This is a genomic window from Sphingomonas bacterium, assembly GCF_028292945.1.
Lineage (GTDB): Bacteria > Pseudomonadota > Alphaproteobacteria > Sphingomonadales > Sphingomonadaceae > Sphingomonas.
This window is the reverse complement of the sequence record NZ_JAQGLJ010000060.1, coordinates 1-16327: the sequence shown is the minus strand read 5'-3', so window position 1 is coordinate 16327 and position 16327 is coordinate 1. Positions and strand designations below refer to the sequence as shown.

The following is a 16327-nucleotide window of genomic DNA, read 5'->3' as shown; positions in this document are numbered from 1 at the left end:
GCGCTGCTTGAAGATGCGGTTGTCGACCACCAGGCTCATGGCGTCGTTGAATAACGGGTGGAGCCGCTCGTCGATCCAGTTGCCGATGTCGACCAGCAGCTTCTCCGGCACGTCCTGGTGGACCCCGCCCGGCCGGTACCAGGCCGAGTGCATCCGCGCGCCCGAAGCACGCTCGAAGAAATTGAGGCAGTCCTCGCGGATTTCGAACAGCCACAGGTTCGGCGTCATCGCGCCCACGTCCATGACATGACTGCCCAGATTGAGCAGATGGTTCATGATCCGCGTCAGCTCGGCGAAGAACACGCGCAGATACTGCGCGCGGATCGGCACCTCCAGATCGAGCAGCTTCTCGATCGCGAGCACATAGGTGTGCTCCATGCACATCGGCGAACAGTAATCCAGCCGGTCGAAATACGGGATCGACTGCAGATAGGTCTTGTACTCGATCAGCTTCTCGGTGCCGCGATGGAGCAGCCCGACATGCGGATCGATCCGCTCGACCAGCTCGCCGTCCAGCTCCATCACCAGCCGCAACACGCCATGTGCGGCGGGATGCTGCGGGCCGAAATTGATCGTGTAGTTCTGGATCGCGACGTCGCCCGTCGCCGGGTTCGCCGGCGTGCGTTCGCCGAGCAACTCGCTGAGATAGGGGTCCATCGTCGTCGTCGCGGGCGTCGGAAGCTCGGCGGGCGCAGTAATCGTGTCGCTCACTGGTTCTGCCCCTTGCCCGGTGGCACATCGGACTCGAGCGGCTTCTCGCTCGGCAGGTTGCCCGGCGTGGCATCATTGCCGGCCGGCGTGCGGCCCGCGGCGTAACGTCCATCCGTGCCGGCAGGGGCGGTCGCGGGCGACTTGGCCGCATCCGCCTTGACGATCTGGTCGGCGCTGAGCGGTGTGTAGGCACCCTTCGCCTGCGGCACGCCAGGCGCGCCCTCCGCCTTCTCGTCACCCGGCAGCGTGTATTCCGCCCCTTCCCAGGGCGACAGGAAGTCGAAGGTACGGAAATCCTGCGCCAGCTTGACCGGCTCGTACACCACCCGCTTCTCCTCCTCGGAGTAGCGAACCTCGGTGTACCCCGTCATCGGGAAATCCTTGCGCAGCGGGTGGCCGCGAAAGCCGTAGTCGGTCAAGATGCGGCGCAGGTCGGCGTTGCCCTCGAACAGCACGCCGTACATGTCGTACACCTCGCGCTCCAGCCAGCCCGCAACCGGCCACAGCCCGGTGACCGATGGCACGGCATGCTCCTCGTCGGTCGAGACATGCACCTGCACGCGATGATTGCGCGTCAGCGACAGCAGGCAATAGACGCACTCGAACCGCTCGGGCCGCTCGGGATAATCGACCCCGGCGATCTCCATCAGCTGCTGATAGGCCAATCCCGGCGTATCGCGCAGCGCGCGCAGCGTCTCGACGATGCTGTCGCGAGCGACGAACAGCTGCACCTCGCCGACCCGCTCGCGCGCCTCGATCAGTGCCGACCCAAGCGCGGCGCGCGCCGCCTCGATCGTCTCGCCATTGAGATCGGCGGCGTATGCAGGCGCGGGCGCTCTCATCGCGCGGTCGCGCGGCGGTGGATGGCGCAAACCACCCCGCCAGTCAGCATCGCCCCGCCGACCAGCACCGCGAGCAATTGCAGCCACGGCTCAGCCGCGCCAGCAACCAATGACCAGCCGCGCATCGCGCTAGGCACGGTGATCGCGAGCACGACCAGTGACAGGATCATCAAACGCTGCTGCCGGATCATCGCTCGATGCTCCCGCTCCGCCGGATCTTCCGCTGCAGCTGCATTATCCCGTACAGCAGCGCCTCCGCCGTCGGCGGGCAGCCGGGGACATAGATGTCGACCGGCACCACCCGGTCGCAGCCGCGCACGACCGAATAGCTGTAATGGTAATAGCCGCCGCCGTTCGCGCACGACCCCATCGAGATCACATATTTCGGCTCGCTCATCTGGTCGTAGACACGGCGCAGCGCCGGAGCCATCTTGTTGCACAGCGTGCCCGCGACGATCATCACGTCCGACTGCCTTGGCGAAGCACGCGGCGCGGCACCGAACCGCTCCAGGTCGTACCGGGGCATGTTCACGTGGATCATCTCCACCGCGCAGCACGCCAGCCCGAACGTCATCCACCACAGGCTGCCCGTACGCGCCCACTGGAACAAGTCCTCTGTAGAGGTGACGAGGAAGCCCTTGTCGGTCAGCTCGCCGTTGAGGCTGTCGAAATAACCCTGATCGGGCAGGATAACCTCGCCCTCGGGCCGGTTCACCAGACCCACGGGGCCGGAGTGCGCCTCTACTCCCACTCCAGCGCTCCCTTCTTCCATGCATAGACCAGGCCCAGCGCCAGCTCGGCGATGAAGATCATCATCGCGATCCACGCGGTCCAGCCGAGCGTGAACACGCTTACCGCCCACGGATAGAGGAAGGCCGCCTCAAGATCGAAGATGATGAACAGGATCGCGACCAGATAAAAGCGCACGTCGAACTGACTGCGCGGATCCTCGAACGCCGGAAATCCGCACTCATATTCGGCCAGCTTCTCGGGCGTCGGCTTGTGCGCGCCCGTGGCGCGCGCGACCAGCATGGGCAGGAACACGAACGCGCTCGACAGCACGATCGCGACACCGAGGAACAGCAGGATCGGCAGGTAATGCGACAGGTCGACCAAAAAGCTTCTCGCAGGTGCGAAGGAGGTGCGGACGCCTTAGGCGCGTGGGTCGCTACGGGCAAGGCTAACAACCCGGGATCGCAACCTTCGTCACCTCAGCGCAGCGCCCCGGCGACCAGCTTGTGCAGCTTGGAATGCAACCCGTCATTCGCCGCCAGATACTCGTTGCGCTCCATCGGCCGGTCGCCGCCGCGGAAGTCGGTGACATAGCCACCCGCTTCCTTGACCAGCAGCAGCCCCGCCGCGACGTCCCACGGCTTCAGGTTGCTTTCCCAGTAACCGTCATACCGCCCCGCCGCGACCCAGGCGAGGTCCAGCGCCGCCGATCCCAGCCGCCGGATCCCGGCCACCTGCGGCGCAACGTTCCCGAAGATGCGACTCCACTGCACGAAGTCGCCATGCCCCATGAACGGAATGCCCGTCGCAATCAGCGCTTCCGACATCTCGCGCCGCGAGGAAACCCGCAGCCGCTGGTCGGTCAGCCATGCACCGCGGCCCCGCTCCGCCCAGAAGCTCTCGTCGGTGAGCGGTTGGTAGATCAGCGCGGCGGTGATCTCGCGCTTGCCGTTGGGCAACAGCTCCTCGACGGCAATCGAGATCGCGAAGTGCGGGATACCGTGCAGGAAGTTGCTGGTGCCATCCAGCGGATCGACGATGAAGCGCGGCTTGTTCGGATCGCCCGCGATCTCGCCGCGCTCCTCCATCAGCATGCCCCAGTCGGGCCGGCCGTGCGACAGCTCCTCGAAGATCGTCTGCTCGGCGCGCTGGTCGGCCATGGTCACGAAGTCGGCCGGCCCCTTGCGGCTGACCTGCAGCTGCTGGACCTCGTTGAAGTCGCGGCGCAACCGCGGGGCGGCCTTGCGCGCGGCACGCTCCATGATGGTGAGAAGACCGGAATGGGAGGGCATTTCGTGTTCCTTTTACCCTCTCCCGCAAGCGGGAGAGGGACAGGCGGCTAAGCCGCCAGGGTGAGGGCCTGAATGGCGTCAGCCAGGCCCTCACCCGACCTCGCTGCGCTCGGACACCCTCTCCCGGCTGCGGGAGAGGGCAAGAAGATCAGTCGGCTCTACGTACGTACGTTTGCTCGTACACATCCACCACGATCCTAGTGCCCGCGCCGATATGCGGCGGCACCATCACGCGGACGCCGTTCTCCAGGATCGCCGGCTTGTACGACGACGAGGCCGTCTGCCCCTTCACCACCGCGTCGGCTTCGACGATCATCGCCTCGATCGTGCTCGGCAGCTCGACCGAGATCGGCCGCTCGTCATACAGCTCCAGCACCACGTCCATGCCGTCCTGCAGGAACGCCGCCGCGTCCCCCAGAATGCCCGCGTCGAGCGTGATCTGCTCGTAATTGTCCTTGTCCATGAAGGTCAGCTGCTCGCCGTCCTTGAACAGGAACTGGAAATCCTTGGTATCCAGCCGCACCCGCTCGACGCTCTCGGCGGAGCGGAAGCGGACGTTGTTCTTGCGACCATCGATCAGGTTCTTCAGCTCGACCTGCATGTACGCGCCACCCTTGCCGGGTTGGGTGTGCTGGATCTTCACGGCGCGCCAGATGCCGCCTTCGTACTCGATGATGTTGCCGGGACGAATGTCCACGCCGCTGATCTTCATGGGGATGCCTGCTGAAAAGAGCGCGGGAGCCGCGGCTCCGATGTCCGAGCGTCTAGCGGCCGCCGCTCAATCTGCCAAGAAGGCAGCCGAACCGCTGCAGGCGCCGGGCTACGTCGCGATAGGAGAACCCGTCCGATCGCCCCATCAAGCAGCAAGAACGAACGGCAGCTCAAAGCTCCTGGGCAACGGTTCGCCTGTCGTCTGCGGCTCCCCTCTGTGCTCACGCCGCGGCTCTTCGAGCATGGAAACAATTTCCGGAATTAGTGCGAGCAGCTCCTGCATCGTCGGCGCTTCGACAACGAGGCCCTGCACGTCCTCCGATGTGCAGGGAACTCACCTTCCGGCGGCGGCTCGATCTGGAGGCGGATCAGCCTGTTCATGTCATGAGTGGCAGCAGTCGGCGAAGCCGATGTCACCGCCCCCGCAGCATCGGGAACGGGTTCACATCCTCGCCCTCATACCATTTCTGCTCCGGCCGGAGCCGCGTCGTGCTGAAATGGAGGTGGTGGTTTCCACCGCTCCCCGCGCCCGTGTCGCCCACGAACCCCAGCAGGTCCCCCGTCTGCACCCGCTGCCCCTCGCGCAGGCCGGGCGCATAGGCCATCAGGTGCGCGTAGTAGAACATCCAGCGCCGGTCAGGCGAGCGCTGGTACAGCGCCGTTCCGCCAAGCCGGCTCTGGAACAGCTTTTCCACCGTGCCCGGCGCGGCCGCGAGCACGGGGGTACCGCCCGGTGCCATGATGTCGTTGCCCTTGTGCCCGCGCCCGCCGGACCGCTGGTCGCCCCAGCTGTCGACGATCTGCGCGCGCGAGACGCCGGACACCGGCACCTGCAACACCGGCTGCTCGCCGCCTTGCCAAGCCGGTGCCGACGCTTTGGGCACCGGCCTGAGCAACGGGATCGGTGCGCTAGAGCCGCCGAAGCTGAGCAGCGAGGCGAACACGCCCGTGACCAGCAGGATCGCTCCCAGCACCACCCAGCCAACACGGGTCATCAGCGAACGCCACCAGCCATAACCTAAGGCAACATCCGCGCTCCCGGCGCAAAGTCAAGCAGTCGGGGTCAGGCCTGGAAGATCACCGGCGCGCCGGCCTTGATCATCAACGAAACGCGCGCGGCGTCCCAGTTGGTCAGACGCACGCAGCCATTGGACTGCGCGCGGCCGATCTGGTGGGGTTCGGCGGTGCCATGGATGCCGTAGTGCTCCTTGGACAGATCGATCCAGACCACGCCCACGGGGTTGTTGGGCCCTGCCGGAATCACCTGCGCCGCCTTGCTGTCGTCCACCTTCTTCAGGATCAGCGGATTGAATTTCCAGTCCGGAAGCGGCGAGATGTGCAGGATCTTCCACGTCCCCAGCGGCAGGGGATCGGTCGACGATCCCATCGTCGCCTGGAACTGCCCGACCAGCCGGTCCTCCGCATCGAGCACGCGGAGCACGGCGTCCGACTTGTCCACGACGATCTTCGCGCCGCGCGGCTGATTTGCGTCGACGTTCAGGTTGGACAGAGTCTGCCGCCACGCCGGCTTGATATCGCCCTGATAGTCGCGGCTCGTCGGCAGCGCGTTGGGCACGACGATCGCCTGGCCGGGAGCCAGCCGCGTCTGCGGCGAGTTCAGCTCGATCAGCACCGCCGGCGTGGTGTGGAACATCTCCGCCAGCTTCTCCAGCGGAGAGCGGTAATACAGGCCCGGCAGTTTCGCCTTTTCCGCCTCATCCTTGGGAATGGGATTGATGAACGGCCCCTGCAGCGCCGCCGCACTCAGCGTCAGCCGCTTGGTCGGACGCCACGCGGCATATCGCTTGAGCGCGCTCAGGGTCCGCGGGTCGATCTTGCCCGTCTCTGGCAGGCCGCGACTCTCCTGAAAGCCTTTCAGCGCCGCCGTCAGCGACATGCCGGGACGGCCGTCGAGGATGCCGGGTCCGAAGCCCAGCTTGTCGAGCACCACCTGTACATGGAGGATGTTGCGATCCAGCGCCGCCTCGGCCTTTGCCGCCACCGGCGTCGCCTTCTTGGCCGGCTGGGCGGTCACCGCAACCGCGCCGGCCATGGCCACGCCAAGCGCCAGATTGGCCAACAACACCTTGCCCATGTCACATCCTCGCATACTGTTACGCTGCCGACGCAAACGGCCGGCGCGCGACTTCTATCCCTGCAACAGGTCGGCAAATTCGCGCACCGCCGCTGCCTCGCCGTCGCTGTGCGACCAGACGCCCGCGCTCACTGCCAGGAAATCCGCGCCTGCTTTCACCAGCGGGCGTGCGTTCGCCGGCGTGATCCCGCCGATCGCCACGCTTGGGATCTCGAACATCGTCGCCCACCAACTCAGCACCACCGGCTCGGCGCGATGCCGCACCGCCTTAGTCAAGGTTTCGAAGAAGCTGCCGAATGCGACATAGTCCGCGCCCGCCTCGCCCGCCTCCATCGCCAGATGGCGGCTGTCGTGACACGTCACGCCGATCTGCGCGCCCGGACCCAGCGCCGCGCGCGCCTCGCGAGGATCACCGTCGTCCTGCCCCAGATGCACGCCGTCCGCGCCGAGCCGCTTCGCGAGCGCGACCGAGTCATTGACGATGAACGCGACATCGCGGTCCGAACACAGCCGCTGCAACGGCTCGGCCAGCCGAGCGGCCTCGTGCTGATCCACATCCTTGACCCGGAACTGGAACGCCGCGGCAGGGCCAGCATCCAGCGCCCGCGCCAGCCGGTCGGGAAAGTCGCCGTCCACCGCCAACGGCGAGATCAGGTACAGCTGGCACGGCGGCCGCCGTCGATCGCGCACGAATCGTTCCGCGAAGCCTTCCAGCGCGTTCAACCCCATATCGTCGTCGAGAGGCTGCGCTTCACTCATCATGTCACCAATCTCCGCCATCCGTATCGGCTGCTCCGGCTGGGTCTATCGTCACTGGCGCGAGGCCTTCTATCCCCACAAGCTGCCGGTCAACCGCTGGTTCGCACACTACGCAGCCGAGTTCGACACGGTGGAGATCAACAACAGCTTCTATCGGCTGCCTACGGCAAAGGCGTTCGCGGCGTGGCGCGACCAGGCCCCGCCCGGCTTCCGTTATGCCGTCAAGGCCAACCGGTTCATCACCCAGGCCAGGAAGCTGCTGGATTGCGAGGAGCCGCTGCGGCGCATGCTGGAGCCGATGCGGGACATGGGCGACGCGCTGGGACCCGTGCTGTTCCAGCTTCCACCGCGCTTCCGGCTCAACCGCGAGCGGCTCGAGAGTTTCCTCCAGCTGCTCCCCGCAGACATCACCCCGGTGTTCGAGTTCCGCGAGGCGAGCTGGCACGACCCGGCCGTCCTCGATCTGCTCGCCGCGCATGGAGCGGGTTACTGCGCACACGACATGCCCGGCCTGGCCACCCCGCGCTGGGCCACCGGGCCCATCGCCTATGTCCGCTTCCACGGCGCGGGCGGCAAATATTGGGGGCGCTATCCGGACGAGGCGCTGCTCGGCTGGGCGGATTGGATACTGGATCAGGCACGCGAAGGTCGCGAGGTGTGGGCTTATTTCAACAACGACATCAATGCAGACGCCATCCACGACGCACAAACCCTGAAGGCGATGGTACGCCAACTCGACCGCTGACCCGATCCGGTTCATTTTTCGCACAGACCCGAGCGCCTAAGCGCTTCGCATGCGCATCGCCCATCTGCTCCCACTCGCCCTCCTCGCCTCCTGCGCCACGGTGCCGCCTGCAAGCGGACCGGTCGCGCTCGACCAGCCGCAGCGCGTCGGCCGCTTCTTGGTCACGCCGCTAGCGGTAGAGGAGGACAGCCGCTGTCCCATGAACGCGCGGTGCGTATGGGCCGGGCGCGCCGTCGTCCGTGTCACCATCGATGGCGACGGGGAGCGGCTGGAGCGCAATCTGGTGCTGGGCGAGCCGGCGTCGCCGGGCCTCGTGCTCGACAGCGTCACGCCGGACAAGGTGGCCGGAGCGGACGCACCGGTAATGGACTACCGCTTCCACTTCTCGCCCGCCGCGGTTCCGCTCACCCGGTGACGACGGCCAGTAGAAATCCGTCCAACTTTTTCGCGCCCGCCGTCTGCACCGCCGTCGCAGTCAGTCGCGGCTCGGCGGCAATCGCATCGAACAGCGCACGCGTGCCCTGGATGCGCTCGTCGTCGCTGTCCGCATCGAGCACCCCGCCCTCAGGGCGCCGCTCAGCGCCGCGCCGGCGCCGCTGGGCAATATAGTCGTCCACCGCCACCCAGCGCGGATCGACAGCCTCCGTTCGCTCGACCATCAGCGCCGCGGCGCGACGCCGCCGAGCACGTTCAGCTCGGCCCCCGCCTCGAACCCGACGATCAACGGCCGTGCCTTGGTGATCAGCGCTCGCACCGCCGGCAGCCGCAGCGAGGCGGCATGCGCGGCCTTGTCGATCCAGCTCTCGAAGATCCACAGCGTGTCCGCCTCGCCGCGATCCTCCGCGACGACATAGCTCAGGCACCCCGGCATCCCGCCGGTGCCGGCCAGCATCAACGCCGCCAGCGCCGCCCGCTGACCCGGCCGGGCCTTGATCTTGCCCACCATGCCGAACGCGACCTTGCCCGCCGGCAGGGTCGCCGACGCCGTCCCGCCGAGCAGCGCCGCGAGCGTGGCGCCCGCGACCAGAGAGCGGCGATCGATCACTCCTCGTTCTTGTAGATCTTCACCAGCCGGTCGAGCATCGCCAGCGCCTCGCCGCGCTCGCGCTGAAACGTGTTGCGGCCGATGATCGAGCCGTTGCCGCCGCCGTCGCGGATGTCGCGCGCGTCCTGGTACACTGCGTCCGCGCCCTTGGCGGCACCGCCGGAGAACACCACGATCCGCCGGCCGGCGAAGCTCGACTGGACGACATGGCGCACGCGATCGGCCTGCTTGGACCAGTCGGTCCCCTCATAGCACTTCTTGGCGTCGCCCTGCTCGATGTGGTTCGACGGCAGCTTCACCTTGATGATGTGGGCGCCCAGCAGCGCCGCCATGTGCGCGGCATACGCGCCGACGTCCAACGCCAGCTCGCCGTCCTTTGTCAGCGTGCCGCCGCGCGGATAGCTCCAGATCACCGTCGCCAAGCCGACCGACTTGGCTTCCGCCGCCATGTCGGCGATGATCTCCATCGCGTCGAACACCGCGTCGGAGCCCGGATAGATGGTGAAGCCGATCGCGGCACAACCCAGCCGCAGCGCATCCTCGACGCTCGCTGTGCGCGCCGAGGTGATCGACGTCGCCCAGCTGTTCGAGCTGTTGACCTTCAGGATCGTCGGGATCTGCCCCGCAAACGTGTCGGCACCGGCCTCCAGCATCCCCAACGGTGCCGCAAACGCACTCAGCCCCGCATCCACAGCCATCTGGTAATGGTAGTGGGGATCGTAGGCCGGCGGATTGACCGCGAACGAGCGCGCGGGGCCATGTTCGAAGCCCTGATCGACCGGCAGGATGATCAGCTTGCCGGTTCCGCCCAGCCGGCCGTGCATCAGGATACGCGCCAGATTGGCCTTCACCGCCGGCGAGGTCGCTTCATACTTGTCGAGAATAGCCTTGACCTGCGGGGTCATGCGGGATCCTTCTTCGGGTTGCGGTTGCCGGCGCTGTTAGCCGGGGCGACCGCCACGGGCAACGGGGCGACCTGCCCGTGGGTCAGCGTCCAAGAGCCGCCACGCCAGGCAGCTCCCGCCCCTCCATCCACTCCAGAAATGCTCCGCCAGCGGTACTCACGAACGTAAATCGGTCAGCCACCCCCGCCTGGTTCAGCGCCGCCACGGTATCACCGCCACCCGCGACCGACACCAGCGACCCGTCCTGCGTCAACGCCGCCGCCGTCTGCGCCAGCGCCACCGTCGCCGCATCGAACGGTGGTGTCTCGAACGCGCCCAGCGGGCCGTTCCACACCAGCGTCCGGCAGTTCTTCAGCACGTCGCCCAGCGCCTCCGTGGCTGCCGGGCCAACGTCCAGGATCATCTCGTCCGCCGCCACCTCGTGAACATTGATCGTCCGCGTCGGCGGGTTCGCGCGGAACTCGGTCGCGACCACCACGTCATAGGGCAAATGCACCGTGCACCCGGCCCGCTCCGCCGCCGCCAGGATCGCCTCGGCAGTGCCGGCCAGGTCATGCTCGCATAGCGATTTGCCGACGTTCACCCCGCGCGCGGCGAGGAAGGTGTTTGCCATGCCGCCGCCGATGATCAGGTGATCGACGCGCGCGACCAGATGCTGGAGCACGTCGAGCTTGGTCGACACCTTGGCTCCGCCGACCACCGCCGCCACCGGGTGCTCAGGGTCGCCCAGCGCCTTGTCGAGCGCGTCCAGCTCCGCCTCCATCTGCCGCCCCGCGAACGCGGGCAGCACATGCGCGAGTCCCTCCGTGGAGGCGTGCGCCCGGTGCGCGGCTGAGAATGCATCGTTGACGTACAGATCACCCAGTCGCGCCATCCTCGCCACCGTGTCCGGATCGTTGACCTCTTCACCTGCGAAGAACCGCGTGTTTTCCACCAGCGCGATGTCGCCCGGCTGCAGCATCGCCACCGCATCGTCAGCCGCATCCCAGTCGACGAACTGCACCGGCCGGCCCAGCAGCTCGCTATAGGGAAGCCGCAGCAGGGCGAGCGACAGCTTGGGATCGCGCATGCCCTTGGGCCGCCCGAAATGCGCCAGGATCAGCACGATCGCGCCGCGGTCGGCGAGTTCCGTCACCGTCGGCAACGTCGCGCGCAGCCGCGTGTCGTCCGTCACCTGCCCGTCCGACATCGGCACGTTCAGGTCCTCGCGCACCAGCACGCGCTTGCCGGTCACGTCGCCGATGTCGTCGAGTGTCTTGAATGCGCGCGCCATGTCGTGTCCTCTGATTCGTGAGAGCCTCCTAAGCCCTCTCCCGCTCTCGCGGGAGAGGGACCGGCGCGCAGCGCCAGGGTGAGGGCGCGACGCGGGTTCAAGGGACGCTTCTACTGTTCGCCCGTCCGACCCTCACCCTGCGGCGCTCCGCGGCTGTCGCTCTCCCGCCTGCCGGAGGGGGCTAAGTCTCGACCCGGATCAGGTCACCCACCACTACAGTGCCGCCCTCACCACACGCGAACACATCCCGCCGCGCCAGCCCGGCAATCACGCCCAGCTGCACGACATCGAACTCATGAGGACGCGCGAGCATCTGATCGGTCAGTGGTCATTCGCCGCAACGACCGAGCCCCCCGGCTCGATCGCCCAATGCTTTAGCCGCGACTCGCCCGCGACAGCGCCTTGCCGCGCCGCAGCATCGCCTTGGCGAAACTCAGATCAGCTTGGCCATCGCGGTGGCGGTATCGACCATGCGGTTCGAGAAGCCCCATTCATTGTCGTACCAGCTGACGACGCGCACCAGCTTGCCGTCCAGCACCGCCGTCTCCAGGCTGTCGACCGTCGACGACGCGGCGGTGTGCATCAGGTCGATCGACACCAGCGGCTCGTCGGTCCAGTCCAGCACGCCCTTCATCGGTCCGTCGGCGGCCGCCTTCAGCAGCGCGTTGACCTCTTCACGCGTGGTGTCGCGCTTGGGCGTGAAGGTCAGGTCGATCAGGCTGACGTCGGGCACCGGCACGCGGATCGCGGAGCCGTCCAGCTTGCCCTTCAGCTCCGGCAGCACCTCGCCAACGGCGCGCGCCGCGCCCGTGGTGGTCGGGATCATGCTCATCGCCGCGGCGCGTGCACGGCGCAGGTCGGGGTGGATCTGATCCAGGATCTTCTGGTCGTTGGTATAGGCGTGGACCGTCGTCATCAGCCCGCGCTCGATCCCGATCGAATCGTTCAGCACCTTGGCGACCGGCGCCAGGCAATTCGTGGTGCAGCTCGCGTTCGATACGATGCGGTGTTCGGCGGTCAGCTTGTCGTGGTTGACGCCATAGACCACCGTCAGGTCGACGCCCTTGGCAGGTGCGGAGATCAGCACGCGCGACGCACCCGCCGCGATGTGCTTGCCCGCACTCTCGCGGTCGGTGAAGAAGCCGGTGCACTCCATCACCAGGTCGATGCCCAGTTCCTTGTGCGGCAGGTTCGCCGGGTCGCGCTCGGCGGTGACGCGAATGCGCTTGCCATCGACGACCAGGTCCTGCCCGTCTGCCTCGACCTTGCCGGGATAGCGCCCGTGCACGCTGTCGCGACTGAACAGCCATGCGTTCGATTTCGCGTCGGCCAGGTCGTTGATCGCGACCAGCTCCAGATCGCCGCCAGCATTTTCCAGCATCGCCCTCGCGACGAGGCGGCCGATCCGCCCAAAGCCGTTGATCGCAACCTTGACCGTCATTTCGAACCTGCTCCCGTAAACCGCTGATGTAGCCGGGCAACCGCCATTGAGGCAGGAATGCCGGCAGCGGAGCCGGCGCCCGATCGAAGGAATGCGCGCTGCCTTTGCGAGCGCATTGCGCGCTGTCAACCTTGCGCACCCGCCCCGCCGATCCTAATCAGCCCCCATGTCAGACGCCGCTGCACGCATCGACGCCGCCCTTGCCCGCATCCAGGCTGCGGTCGCCGCGCGTGCGCAGGCCAGCGACGCACTTGCCCGGCGCCATGCCGCGTTGCAGGCGCGCATGGCGGAGGCGGTGGCGGCGCTCGACGACGTGATTGCGCGCGGGAGTGCCGGCTGATGGCTCAGGTACAGCTTTCCATCGGCGATCGCACCCATACCGTCGCCTGCCGCGACGGTGAGCAGGCGCGCGTCGCCGATCTCGGTCGCCTGCTCGACGAACGCTGGCCGGCGGCGCTGCGCGCGGCGGGCGGGGTCAACACCGAACGCGCGATGTTCTTCGTGGCGCTGATGCTCGCCGACGCACTGGACGAATCGCAGAACAGGCCGTCCGAAGGATCGGCGCCGGAACCCGGGATGAGTGAAGGCATGTTGGCGCGCATCGCCGACCGTCTCGAAAGCCTCGCCGACGCCCTTGAGCAATCGTCCACGAGCGCTTAGATAGGTGACGGCGGGTCTGCCCGGTACGAGCCTTTATTATCCCTGAGGCTATTCATCATCCATCGGGGGCTGTCCCTGCCCGGACCCTGGTCCGAAGCACATGGTCCCCACCTGACGTTAACGTGCGTCAGTGGATAACCCGGCCAACGGCCCATGGTGGATCCGCCGCCGCGCAGCGCGCACGTAGACAGCGGCGCTGTTTACGAGACGTGCAAGCGCGGCCGGCGGGAAGCGCAGCTCTCCCATTCGACGTCACGGCGCGGCTTCGCCGCGACGCCCTTTCTCACTGATGGATAAGCGAGCTCTCCGCGCCCGCCTTCGTGCGTGCCGCGATGGTGCGACCGGCGGCCCAATCCCCCTCCACCCCCCCTACCTCGCCCGCCTTCGCCCCGGCCTTGCCGTCGCGAGCTACATTCCAGTCGGCGGCGAGGCGGACCCAGCGCCGCTCACGCGTGCCGCGCGACAAGCCGGCTGCCGCTTGGTGCTCCCCCACGTCCTGGACCGCGCCACCCCGCTCCGCTTCCTTGCCTGGGCCAGCGGCGTGACCCTCGACCCCGGCCCCTTCGGCCTGTCGCAGACCCCCGCAGACGCGCCCGAACTCGCCCCCGACATCATCCTCACCCCGCTCGTCGGCTTCGACCGAAGCGGCAATCGCCTCGGCCAGGGTGCCGGGCATTACGACCGCGCGTTCGCGCAGCACCCGCAGGCCTGGCGTGTCGGCATCGCCTGGTCCGTTCAGGAGGTCGACGCGTTGACGCCGGACCCGTGGGACGTACCGCTGCACGCGATCGCGACGGAAAAGGAGTGGATCGTGCCATGACCGACCCGAGCTGGCGCAAACCCGCGGGCGCGCTCGCCATCATGGTGCTGATCGTCGTTTGGTGCGTGCTTGTCGCCAGCCTGTCGCGCACGGTCGGCGAGTGGGCATGGCCCTTTCAGTTGCTGTTCTACCTCGTTGCAGGGACCGTGTGGATCGCGCCACTGAAGCCGCTGCTCAGGTGGATGGAACTGGGGCGCTGGCGGTGAGACGGGACAGCGCAAGCTGGTTCGCACGCCGCCAAGGCCGGCCAGCGTGGCAGAGCGCGCCATAAGGCGCGGCTTGCCGCGTCTGAGGGCGTGCGGGGTTCCGAAGGCCGCTGCAGGCAGTGCGTCGCGGCAAAGCCGCGCCGTGACATCGAACGGGAGCGCTTCGCTTCCCGCCGGCCGAACTTGGCTGTGTCGCGATCAGCTGCGCTACTCGCGTCCAGCCTGCGCTTTGGCGCGAGTGACGGGGCTCGAACCCGCGACCTCCGGCGTGACAGGCCGGCGCTCTAACCAACTGAGCTACACCCGCTGAGAAGCGTGAGGCGCGGCTGTTAGGCAGCGGCCTCCCCAGTGTCAACCGCGCTATCGGCTCCCGCCTCGCCGTCATCGCTCTCGCGCCCGACGCGCCACCGCCGTCGCCCGCGTTTTCCCTGTACCAGCGCGCCGTGTTCGAACAGGAACCCGGCGATGTCGGGCTTGCCGGCTGCGCCCAGCACCGTCTGCATGATGATCAGCAGCGGCACCGCCAGCAACGCGCCCGCCGTGCCCCATACCCAGCCCCAGAAGCTCAGCGAGACCAGGATCATCAACGGGCTGATCGTCAGCCGGTGACCGACGACATACGGCGTAATCACGTTCGCTTCGATCAGGTGGATGCCGTACATGACGGCAGGCGCGATCATCGCCACCCACACGTCGTCGAATGTCATCAAACCGCCGATCGCAAGCAGCAGCGCGGCGATCACCGCACCGAAATACGGCACATAGTTCAGCAGCGCGACGATCCCGCCCCACATCAACGGCGACGGCATGCCGATCATCCACAGGGCAACCGCGACCGCCCCGCCAAGCGCCAGATTGATGATCGTGATCGTGCCCAGGTAAGCGGACACGTCGTCGACCACGTCCTGAATCACGCGCGCGGTCGCCATCGCCCCGTCGAAGCTGGTCCGCTCGGTAATCGTGCGCCGCCGGATCTTGGTCCACCCCGACAGGAAGAAGAACACCACCAGGATCGCGAAGAACACCTGCACGATGACCGTCGGCGCGGAGGTCGCGGCCAGTTCCAAGACCGACGACGGCGGCGAGACGGCGGCGGTGCCGGGCTGACGCGGCGGCGTCGAGGCGATCTGTCGGAACAGGCGGTTCACCGACTTTTCAAGGCTGGCATACAGGTCCAGCACGGGTGCCAGATTGGTTTGGATGCGCTCCAGCCGACTGGGCAGTTGCGAGAAGAAGTCGGTCGCCGGCACCACGATCGCGGCGATCGCGATGTTGGCGATCGCCAGGAACAGGATGACGCAGAACAGCGCCGCCAGCCCGGAAGGGACGCGATGCCGCTCCAACCATTCGAGCACCGGCACCAGCGCCACCGCGATGACCAGCGCGGCGGTCAGCGGCATGAAGAACTCGAACCCCGCCTTGAGCGCGAACGGTGTCCCGAACACCAGGCCGACGCCCGCGATCAGCGTCAGCGCCGCCAGCAACCGGTCCCGCCGCTCGGCCGCGGCAGGTGCGTCCTCGACAGGAGGAACGATCGGGATTTCTTGGGAGCCGGTTTCTGTCACGCGGCGCATCGTAACGGGTCGCGGCAGAGTTGCCAGCCTCGCCCGTGTCTTTGCGTCCGCGAGCTTGTCAGCAGCGATCCTACCCTGTCATTCCCGCGAAAGCGGGGAACCCATCTCCAGCCGCAGGTGATGGGTCCCCGCGTTCGCGGGGATGACGGAGGGGCAGCATGACGAGCGATACAAGATCCACCCACCTGCTCGTCATCGACGAGGGCACCACCTCCACCCGCGCGATGCTGTTCACCCCCGATGGCAGGTGCGTCGCCAGCGAGGCCGCGGCCCTGACCCAGTCCTACCCCCGCCCCGGCTTGGTCGAACACGACGCGGCCGAAATCTGGCGAAAGACGCTGCGCGTAACCGCCGCGATGGTGGCGCAGGCAGGCGGCGCCGATCGCATCGCCGCGATCGGCATCACCAACCAGCGCGAGACGGTGGTGTTCTGGGACCGCGACACCGGCGAGCCGCTCGCGCCCGCGATCGTCTGGCAGGACCGCCGCACCGCCGACATCTGTCGCAACCTGCGGG

At 67.3% G+C, this 16327-nt stretch carries 24 protein-coding genes, 1 tRNA gene, 1 other RNA gene and 1 pseudogene; 8 read left to right on the top strand and 19 right to left on the bottom strand.

The window, feature by feature from the left end; translation table 11 throughout:
- The 10 genes and pseudogenes from JWN21_RS07720 to thiE form a co-directional block, all read right to left on the bottom strand.
- Positions 1–657: pseudogene (locus JWN21_RS07720) on the bottom strand (NADH-quinone oxidoreductase subunit D); the annotation flags it as partial.
- Positions 658–707: 50 nt separating this feature from the next.
- Positions 708–1553: an NADH-quinone oxidoreductase subunit C gene (locus JWN21_RS07715; protein WP_299647931.1), complete on the bottom strand. Its 846-nt coding sequence runs from the start codon at positions 1551–1553 to the stop codon at positions 708–710.
- Positions 1550–1723 carry a hypothetical protein gene (locus tag JWN21_RS07710; RefSeq protein ID WP_299647928.1) on the bottom strand — a complete coding sequence of 58 codons (174 nt, stop codon included), beginning with the start codon at positions 1721–1723 and terminating at the stop codon, positions 1550–1552. Before JWN21_RS07710 ends, JWN21_RS07715 begins: the two co-directional genes overlap by 4 nt.
- 17 nt (positions 1724–1740) lie before the next feature.
- Positions 1741–2325, bottom strand: coding sequence for an NADH-quinone oxidoreductase subunit B family protein (locus JWN21_RS07705; RefSeq protein WP_299647925.1), 585 nt, complete (start codon positions 2323–2325; stop codon positions 1741–1743).
- Positions 2295–2669 carry an NADH-quinone oxidoreductase subunit A gene (gene ndhC, locus JWN21_RS07700; RefSeq protein ID WP_299647921.1) on the bottom strand — a complete coding sequence of 125 codons (375 nt, stop codon included), beginning with the start codon at positions 2667–2669 and terminating at the stop codon, positions 2295–2297. Before ndhC ends, JWN21_RS07705 begins: the two co-directional genes overlap by 31 nt.
- Before the next feature lie 95 nt (positions 2670–2764).
- Positions 2765–3577 (bottom strand): inositol monophosphatase family protein, encoded by an 813-nt coding sequence (locus tag JWN21_RS07695; RefSeq protein ID WP_299647918.1) that lies wholly within the window; start codon positions 3575–3577, stop codon positions 2765–2767.
- 148 nt (positions 3578–3725) lie between these two features.
- Complete coding sequence (efp, locus tag JWN21_RS07690; protein WP_299647915.1) at positions 3726–4289, bottom strand: elongation factor P; 564 nt, start codon at positions 4287–4289, stop codon at positions 3726–3728.
- A 412-nt stretch (positions 4290–4701) separates the two neighbouring features.
- Positions 4702–5283 (bottom strand): M23 family metallopeptidase, encoded by a 582-nt coding sequence (locus JWN21_RS07685; protein WP_299647912.1) that lies wholly within the window; start codon positions 5281–5283, stop codon positions 4702–4704.
- Between the two features lie 68 nt (positions 5284–5351).
- Positions 5352–6383 (bottom strand): L,D-transpeptidase family protein, encoded by a 1032-nt coding sequence (locus JWN21_RS07680; protein ID WP_299647910.1) that lies wholly within the window; start codon positions 6381–6383, stop codon positions 5352–5354.
- Positions 6384–6437: 54 nt separating this feature from the next.
- On the bottom strand, positions 6438–7142 hold the full coding sequence (thiE, locus tag JWN21_RS07675) for a thiamine phosphate synthase (protein WP_299647907.1): 705 nt from the start codon (positions 7140–7142) through the stop codon (positions 6438–6440).
- Between the two features lies 1 nt (position 7143).
- On the opposite strand from thiE, the gene JWN21_RS07670 reads away from it, so the two are divergent.
- Together JWN21_RS07670 and JWN21_RS07665 are read left to right on the top strand one after the other, a co-directional pair.
- The gene (locus tag JWN21_RS07670; RefSeq protein WP_299647904.1) at positions 7144–7887 is read left to right on the top strand and encodes a DUF72 domain-containing protein; all 744 of its coding nucleotides are present in this window, start codon (positions 7144–7146) and stop codon (positions 7885–7887) included.
- Positions 7888–7936: 49 nt separating this feature from the next.
- Positions 7937–8302, top strand: coding sequence for a hypothetical protein (locus JWN21_RS07665; protein ID WP_299647902.1), 366 nt, complete (start codon positions 7937–7939; stop codon positions 8300–8302).
- Here JWN21_RS07665 and JWN21_RS07660 read toward each other — a convergent pair.
- The 6 genes from JWN21_RS07660 to gap form a co-directional block, all read right to left on the bottom strand.
- Positions 8292–8546 (bottom strand): hypothetical protein, encoded by a 255-nt coding sequence (locus JWN21_RS07660; RefSeq protein WP_299647899.1) that lies wholly within the window; start codon positions 8544–8546, stop codon positions 8292–8294. The two genes, JWN21_RS07665 and JWN21_RS07660, sit on opposite strands and share 11 nt — an antisense overlap.
- Positions 8546–8932: a putative quinol monooxygenase gene (locus tag JWN21_RS07655; RefSeq protein ID WP_299647896.1), complete on the bottom strand. Its 387-nt coding sequence runs from the start codon at positions 8930–8932 to the stop codon at positions 8546–8548. Before JWN21_RS07655 ends, JWN21_RS07660 begins: the two co-directional genes overlap by 1 nt.
- Positions 8929–9837: a class I fructose-bisphosphate aldolase gene (locus tag JWN21_RS07650; protein ID WP_299647893.1), complete on the bottom strand. Its 909-nt coding sequence runs from the start codon at positions 9835–9837 to the stop codon at positions 8929–8931. Before JWN21_RS07650 ends, JWN21_RS07655 begins: the two co-directional genes overlap by 4 nt.
- Positions 9838–9919: 82 nt before the next feature.
- Entirely contained in the window at positions 9920–11110 is a 1191-nt protein-coding gene (pgk, locus tag JWN21_RS07645) for a phosphoglycerate kinase (RefSeq protein ID WP_299647890.1), read from the bottom strand.
- Between the two features lie 181 nt (positions 11111–11291).
- Positions 11292–11423, bottom strand: a complete 132-nt coding sequence (locus JWN21_RS07640) for a hypothetical protein (RefSeq protein ID WP_299647887.1) — start codon at positions 11421–11423, stop codon at positions 11292–11294.
- Positions 11424–11543: 120 nt separating this feature from the next.
- On the bottom strand, positions 11544–12551 hold the full coding sequence (gap, locus tag JWN21_RS07635; RefSeq protein WP_299647884.1) for a type I glyceraldehyde-3-phosphate dehydrogenase: 1008 nt from the start codon (positions 12549–12551) through the stop codon (positions 11544–11546).
- Between the two features lie 166 nt (positions 12552–12717).
- Here gap and JWN21_RS07630 point away from each other — a divergent pair, with 166 nt between their 5' ends.
- The 3 genes from JWN21_RS07630 (at position 12718) to ssrS (ending at position 13378) form a co-directional block, all read left to right on the top strand.
- On the top strand, positions 12718–12891 hold the full coding sequence (locus JWN21_RS07630; RefSeq protein ID WP_299647881.1) for a hypothetical protein: 174 nt from the start codon (positions 12718–12720) through the stop codon (positions 12889–12891).
- Positions 12891–13211: a cell division protein ZapA gene (locus JWN21_RS07625; protein WP_299647878.1), complete on the top strand. Its 321-nt coding sequence runs from the start codon at positions 12891–12893 to the stop codon at positions 13209–13211. Before JWN21_RS07630 ends, JWN21_RS07625 begins: the two co-directional genes overlap by 1 nt.
- Positions 13212–13221: 10 nt before the next feature.
- Positions 13222–13378, top strand: a non-coding RNA gene (ssrS, locus tag JWN21_RS07620) — 6S RNA.
- 116 nt (positions 13379–13494) lie between these two features.
- Here ssrS and JWN21_RS13975 read toward each other — a convergent pair.
- Complete coding sequence (locus tag JWN21_RS13975; protein ID WP_367182924.1) at positions 13495–13704, bottom strand: hypothetical protein; 210 nt, start codon at positions 13702–13704, stop codon at positions 13495–13497.
- On the opposite strand from JWN21_RS13975, the gene JWN21_RS07615 reads away from it, so the two are divergent.
- Positions 13624–14031 (top strand): 5-formyltetrahydrofolate cyclo-ligase, encoded by a 408-nt coding sequence (locus JWN21_RS07615; protein ID WP_367182923.1) that lies wholly within the window; start codon positions 13624–13626, stop codon positions 14029–14031. The two genes, JWN21_RS13975 and JWN21_RS07615, sit on opposite strands and share 81 nt — an antisense overlap.
- Positions 14028–14237, top strand: coding sequence for a DUF2842 domain-containing protein (locus JWN21_RS07610; protein WP_299647875.1), 210 nt, complete (start codon positions 14028–14030; stop codon positions 14235–14237). The genes JWN21_RS07615 and JWN21_RS07610 overlap by 4 nt, the downstream gene beginning before the upstream one ends.
- 230 nt (positions 14238–14467) lie before the next feature.
- Here JWN21_RS07610 and JWN21_RS07605 read toward each other — a convergent pair.
- Together JWN21_RS07605 and JWN21_RS07600 are read right to left on the bottom strand one after the other, a co-directional pair.
- Positions 14468–14544 (bottom strand) — tRNA-Asp (locus JWN21_RS07605).
- A 22-nt stretch (positions 14545–14566) separates the two neighbouring features.
- The gene (locus tag JWN21_RS07600) at positions 14567–15778 is read right to left on the bottom strand and encodes an AI-2E family transporter (RefSeq protein ID WP_299647934.1); all 1212 of its coding nucleotides are present in this window, start codon (positions 15776–15778) and stop codon (positions 14567–14569) included.
- Between the two features lie 191 nt (positions 15779–15969).
- Between JWN21_RS07600 and JWN21_RS07595 the strand changes: the two genes are divergently transcribed.
- Positions 15970–16327: FGGY family carbohydrate kinase (locus JWN21_RS07595; RefSeq protein WP_299647872.1), on the top strand; the 358-nt coding region annotated here is incomplete at its 3' end.

What these genes read in the sequence shown, in the direction of transcription:
- JWN21_RS07715 (WP_299647931.1), bottom strand. Translation starts at nt 1,553, where the DNA reads ATGAGAGCGCCCGCGCCTGCATACGCCGCCGATCTCAATGGCGAGACG.
- JWN21_RS07710 (WP_299647928.1), bottom strand. Translation starts at nt 1,723, where the DNA reads ATGATCCTGTCACTGGTCGTGCTCGCGATCACCGTGCCTAGCGCGATG.
- JWN21_RS07705 (WP_299647925.1), bottom strand. Translation starts at nt 2,325, where the DNA reads ATGGAAGAAGGGAGCGCTGGAGTGGGAGTAGAGGCGCACTCCGGCCCC.
- JWN21_RS07695 (WP_299647918.1), bottom strand. Translation starts at nt 3,577, where the DNA reads ATGCCCTCCCATTCCGGTCTTCTCACCATCATGGAGCGTGCCGCGCGC.
- efp (WP_299647915.1), bottom strand. Translation starts at nt 4,289, where the DNA reads ATGAAGATCAGCGGCGTGGACATTCGTCCCGGCAACATCATCGAGTAC.
- JWN21_RS07685 (WP_299647912.1), bottom strand. Translation starts at nt 5,283, where the DNA reads ATGACCCGTGTTGGCTGGGTGGTGCTGGGAGCGATCCTGCTGGTCACG.
- JWN21_RS07680 (WP_299647910.1), bottom strand. Translation starts at nt 6,383, where the DNA reads ATGGGCAAGGTGTTGTTGGCCAATCTGGCGCTTGGCGTGGCCATGGCC.
- thiE (WP_299647907.1), bottom strand. Translation starts at nt 7,142, where the DNA reads ATGAGTGAAGCGCAGCCTCTCGACGACGATATGGGGTTGAACGCGCTG.
- JWN21_RS07670 (WP_299647904.1), top strand. Translation starts at nt 7,144, where the DNA reads ATGTCACCAATCTCCGCCATCCGTATCGGCTGCTCCGGCTGGGTCTAT.
- JWN21_RS07665 (WP_299647902.1), top strand. Translation starts at nt 7,937, where the DNA reads ATGCGCATCGCCCATCTGCTCCCACTCGCCCTCCTCGCCTCCTGCGCC.
- JWN21_RS07660 (WP_299647899.1), bottom strand. Translation starts at nt 8,546, where the DNA reads ATGGTCGAGCGAACGGAGGCTGTCGATCCGCGCTGGGTGGCGGTGGAC.
- JWN21_RS07650 (WP_299647893.1), bottom strand. Translation starts at nt 9,837, where the DNA reads ATGACCCCGCAGGTCAAGGCTATTCTCGACAAGTATGAAGCGACCTCG.
- pgk (WP_299647890.1), bottom strand. Translation starts at nt 11,110, where the DNA reads ATGGCGCGCGCATTCAAGACACTCGACGACATCGGCGACGTGACCGGC.
- JWN21_RS07640 (WP_299647887.1), bottom strand. Translation starts at nt 11,423, where the DNA reads ATGCTCGCGCGTCCTCATGAGTTCGATGTCGTGCAGCTGGGCGTGATT.
- gap (WP_299647884.1), bottom strand. Translation starts at nt 12,551, where the DNA reads ATGACGGTCAAGGTTGCGATCAACGGCTTTGGGCGGATCGGCCGCCTC.
- JWN21_RS07630 (WP_299647881.1), top strand. Translation starts at nt 12,718, where the DNA reads ATGTCAGACGCCGCTGCACGCATCGACGCCGCCCTTGCCCGCATCCAG.
- JWN21_RS07625 (WP_299647878.1), top strand. Translation starts at nt 12,891, where the DNA reads ATGGCTCAGGTACAGCTTTCCATCGGCGATCGCACCCATACCGTCGCC.
- JWN21_RS07610 (WP_299647875.1), top strand. Translation starts at nt 14,028, where the DNA reads ATGACCGACCCGAGCTGGCGCAAACCCGCGGGCGCGCTCGCCATCATG.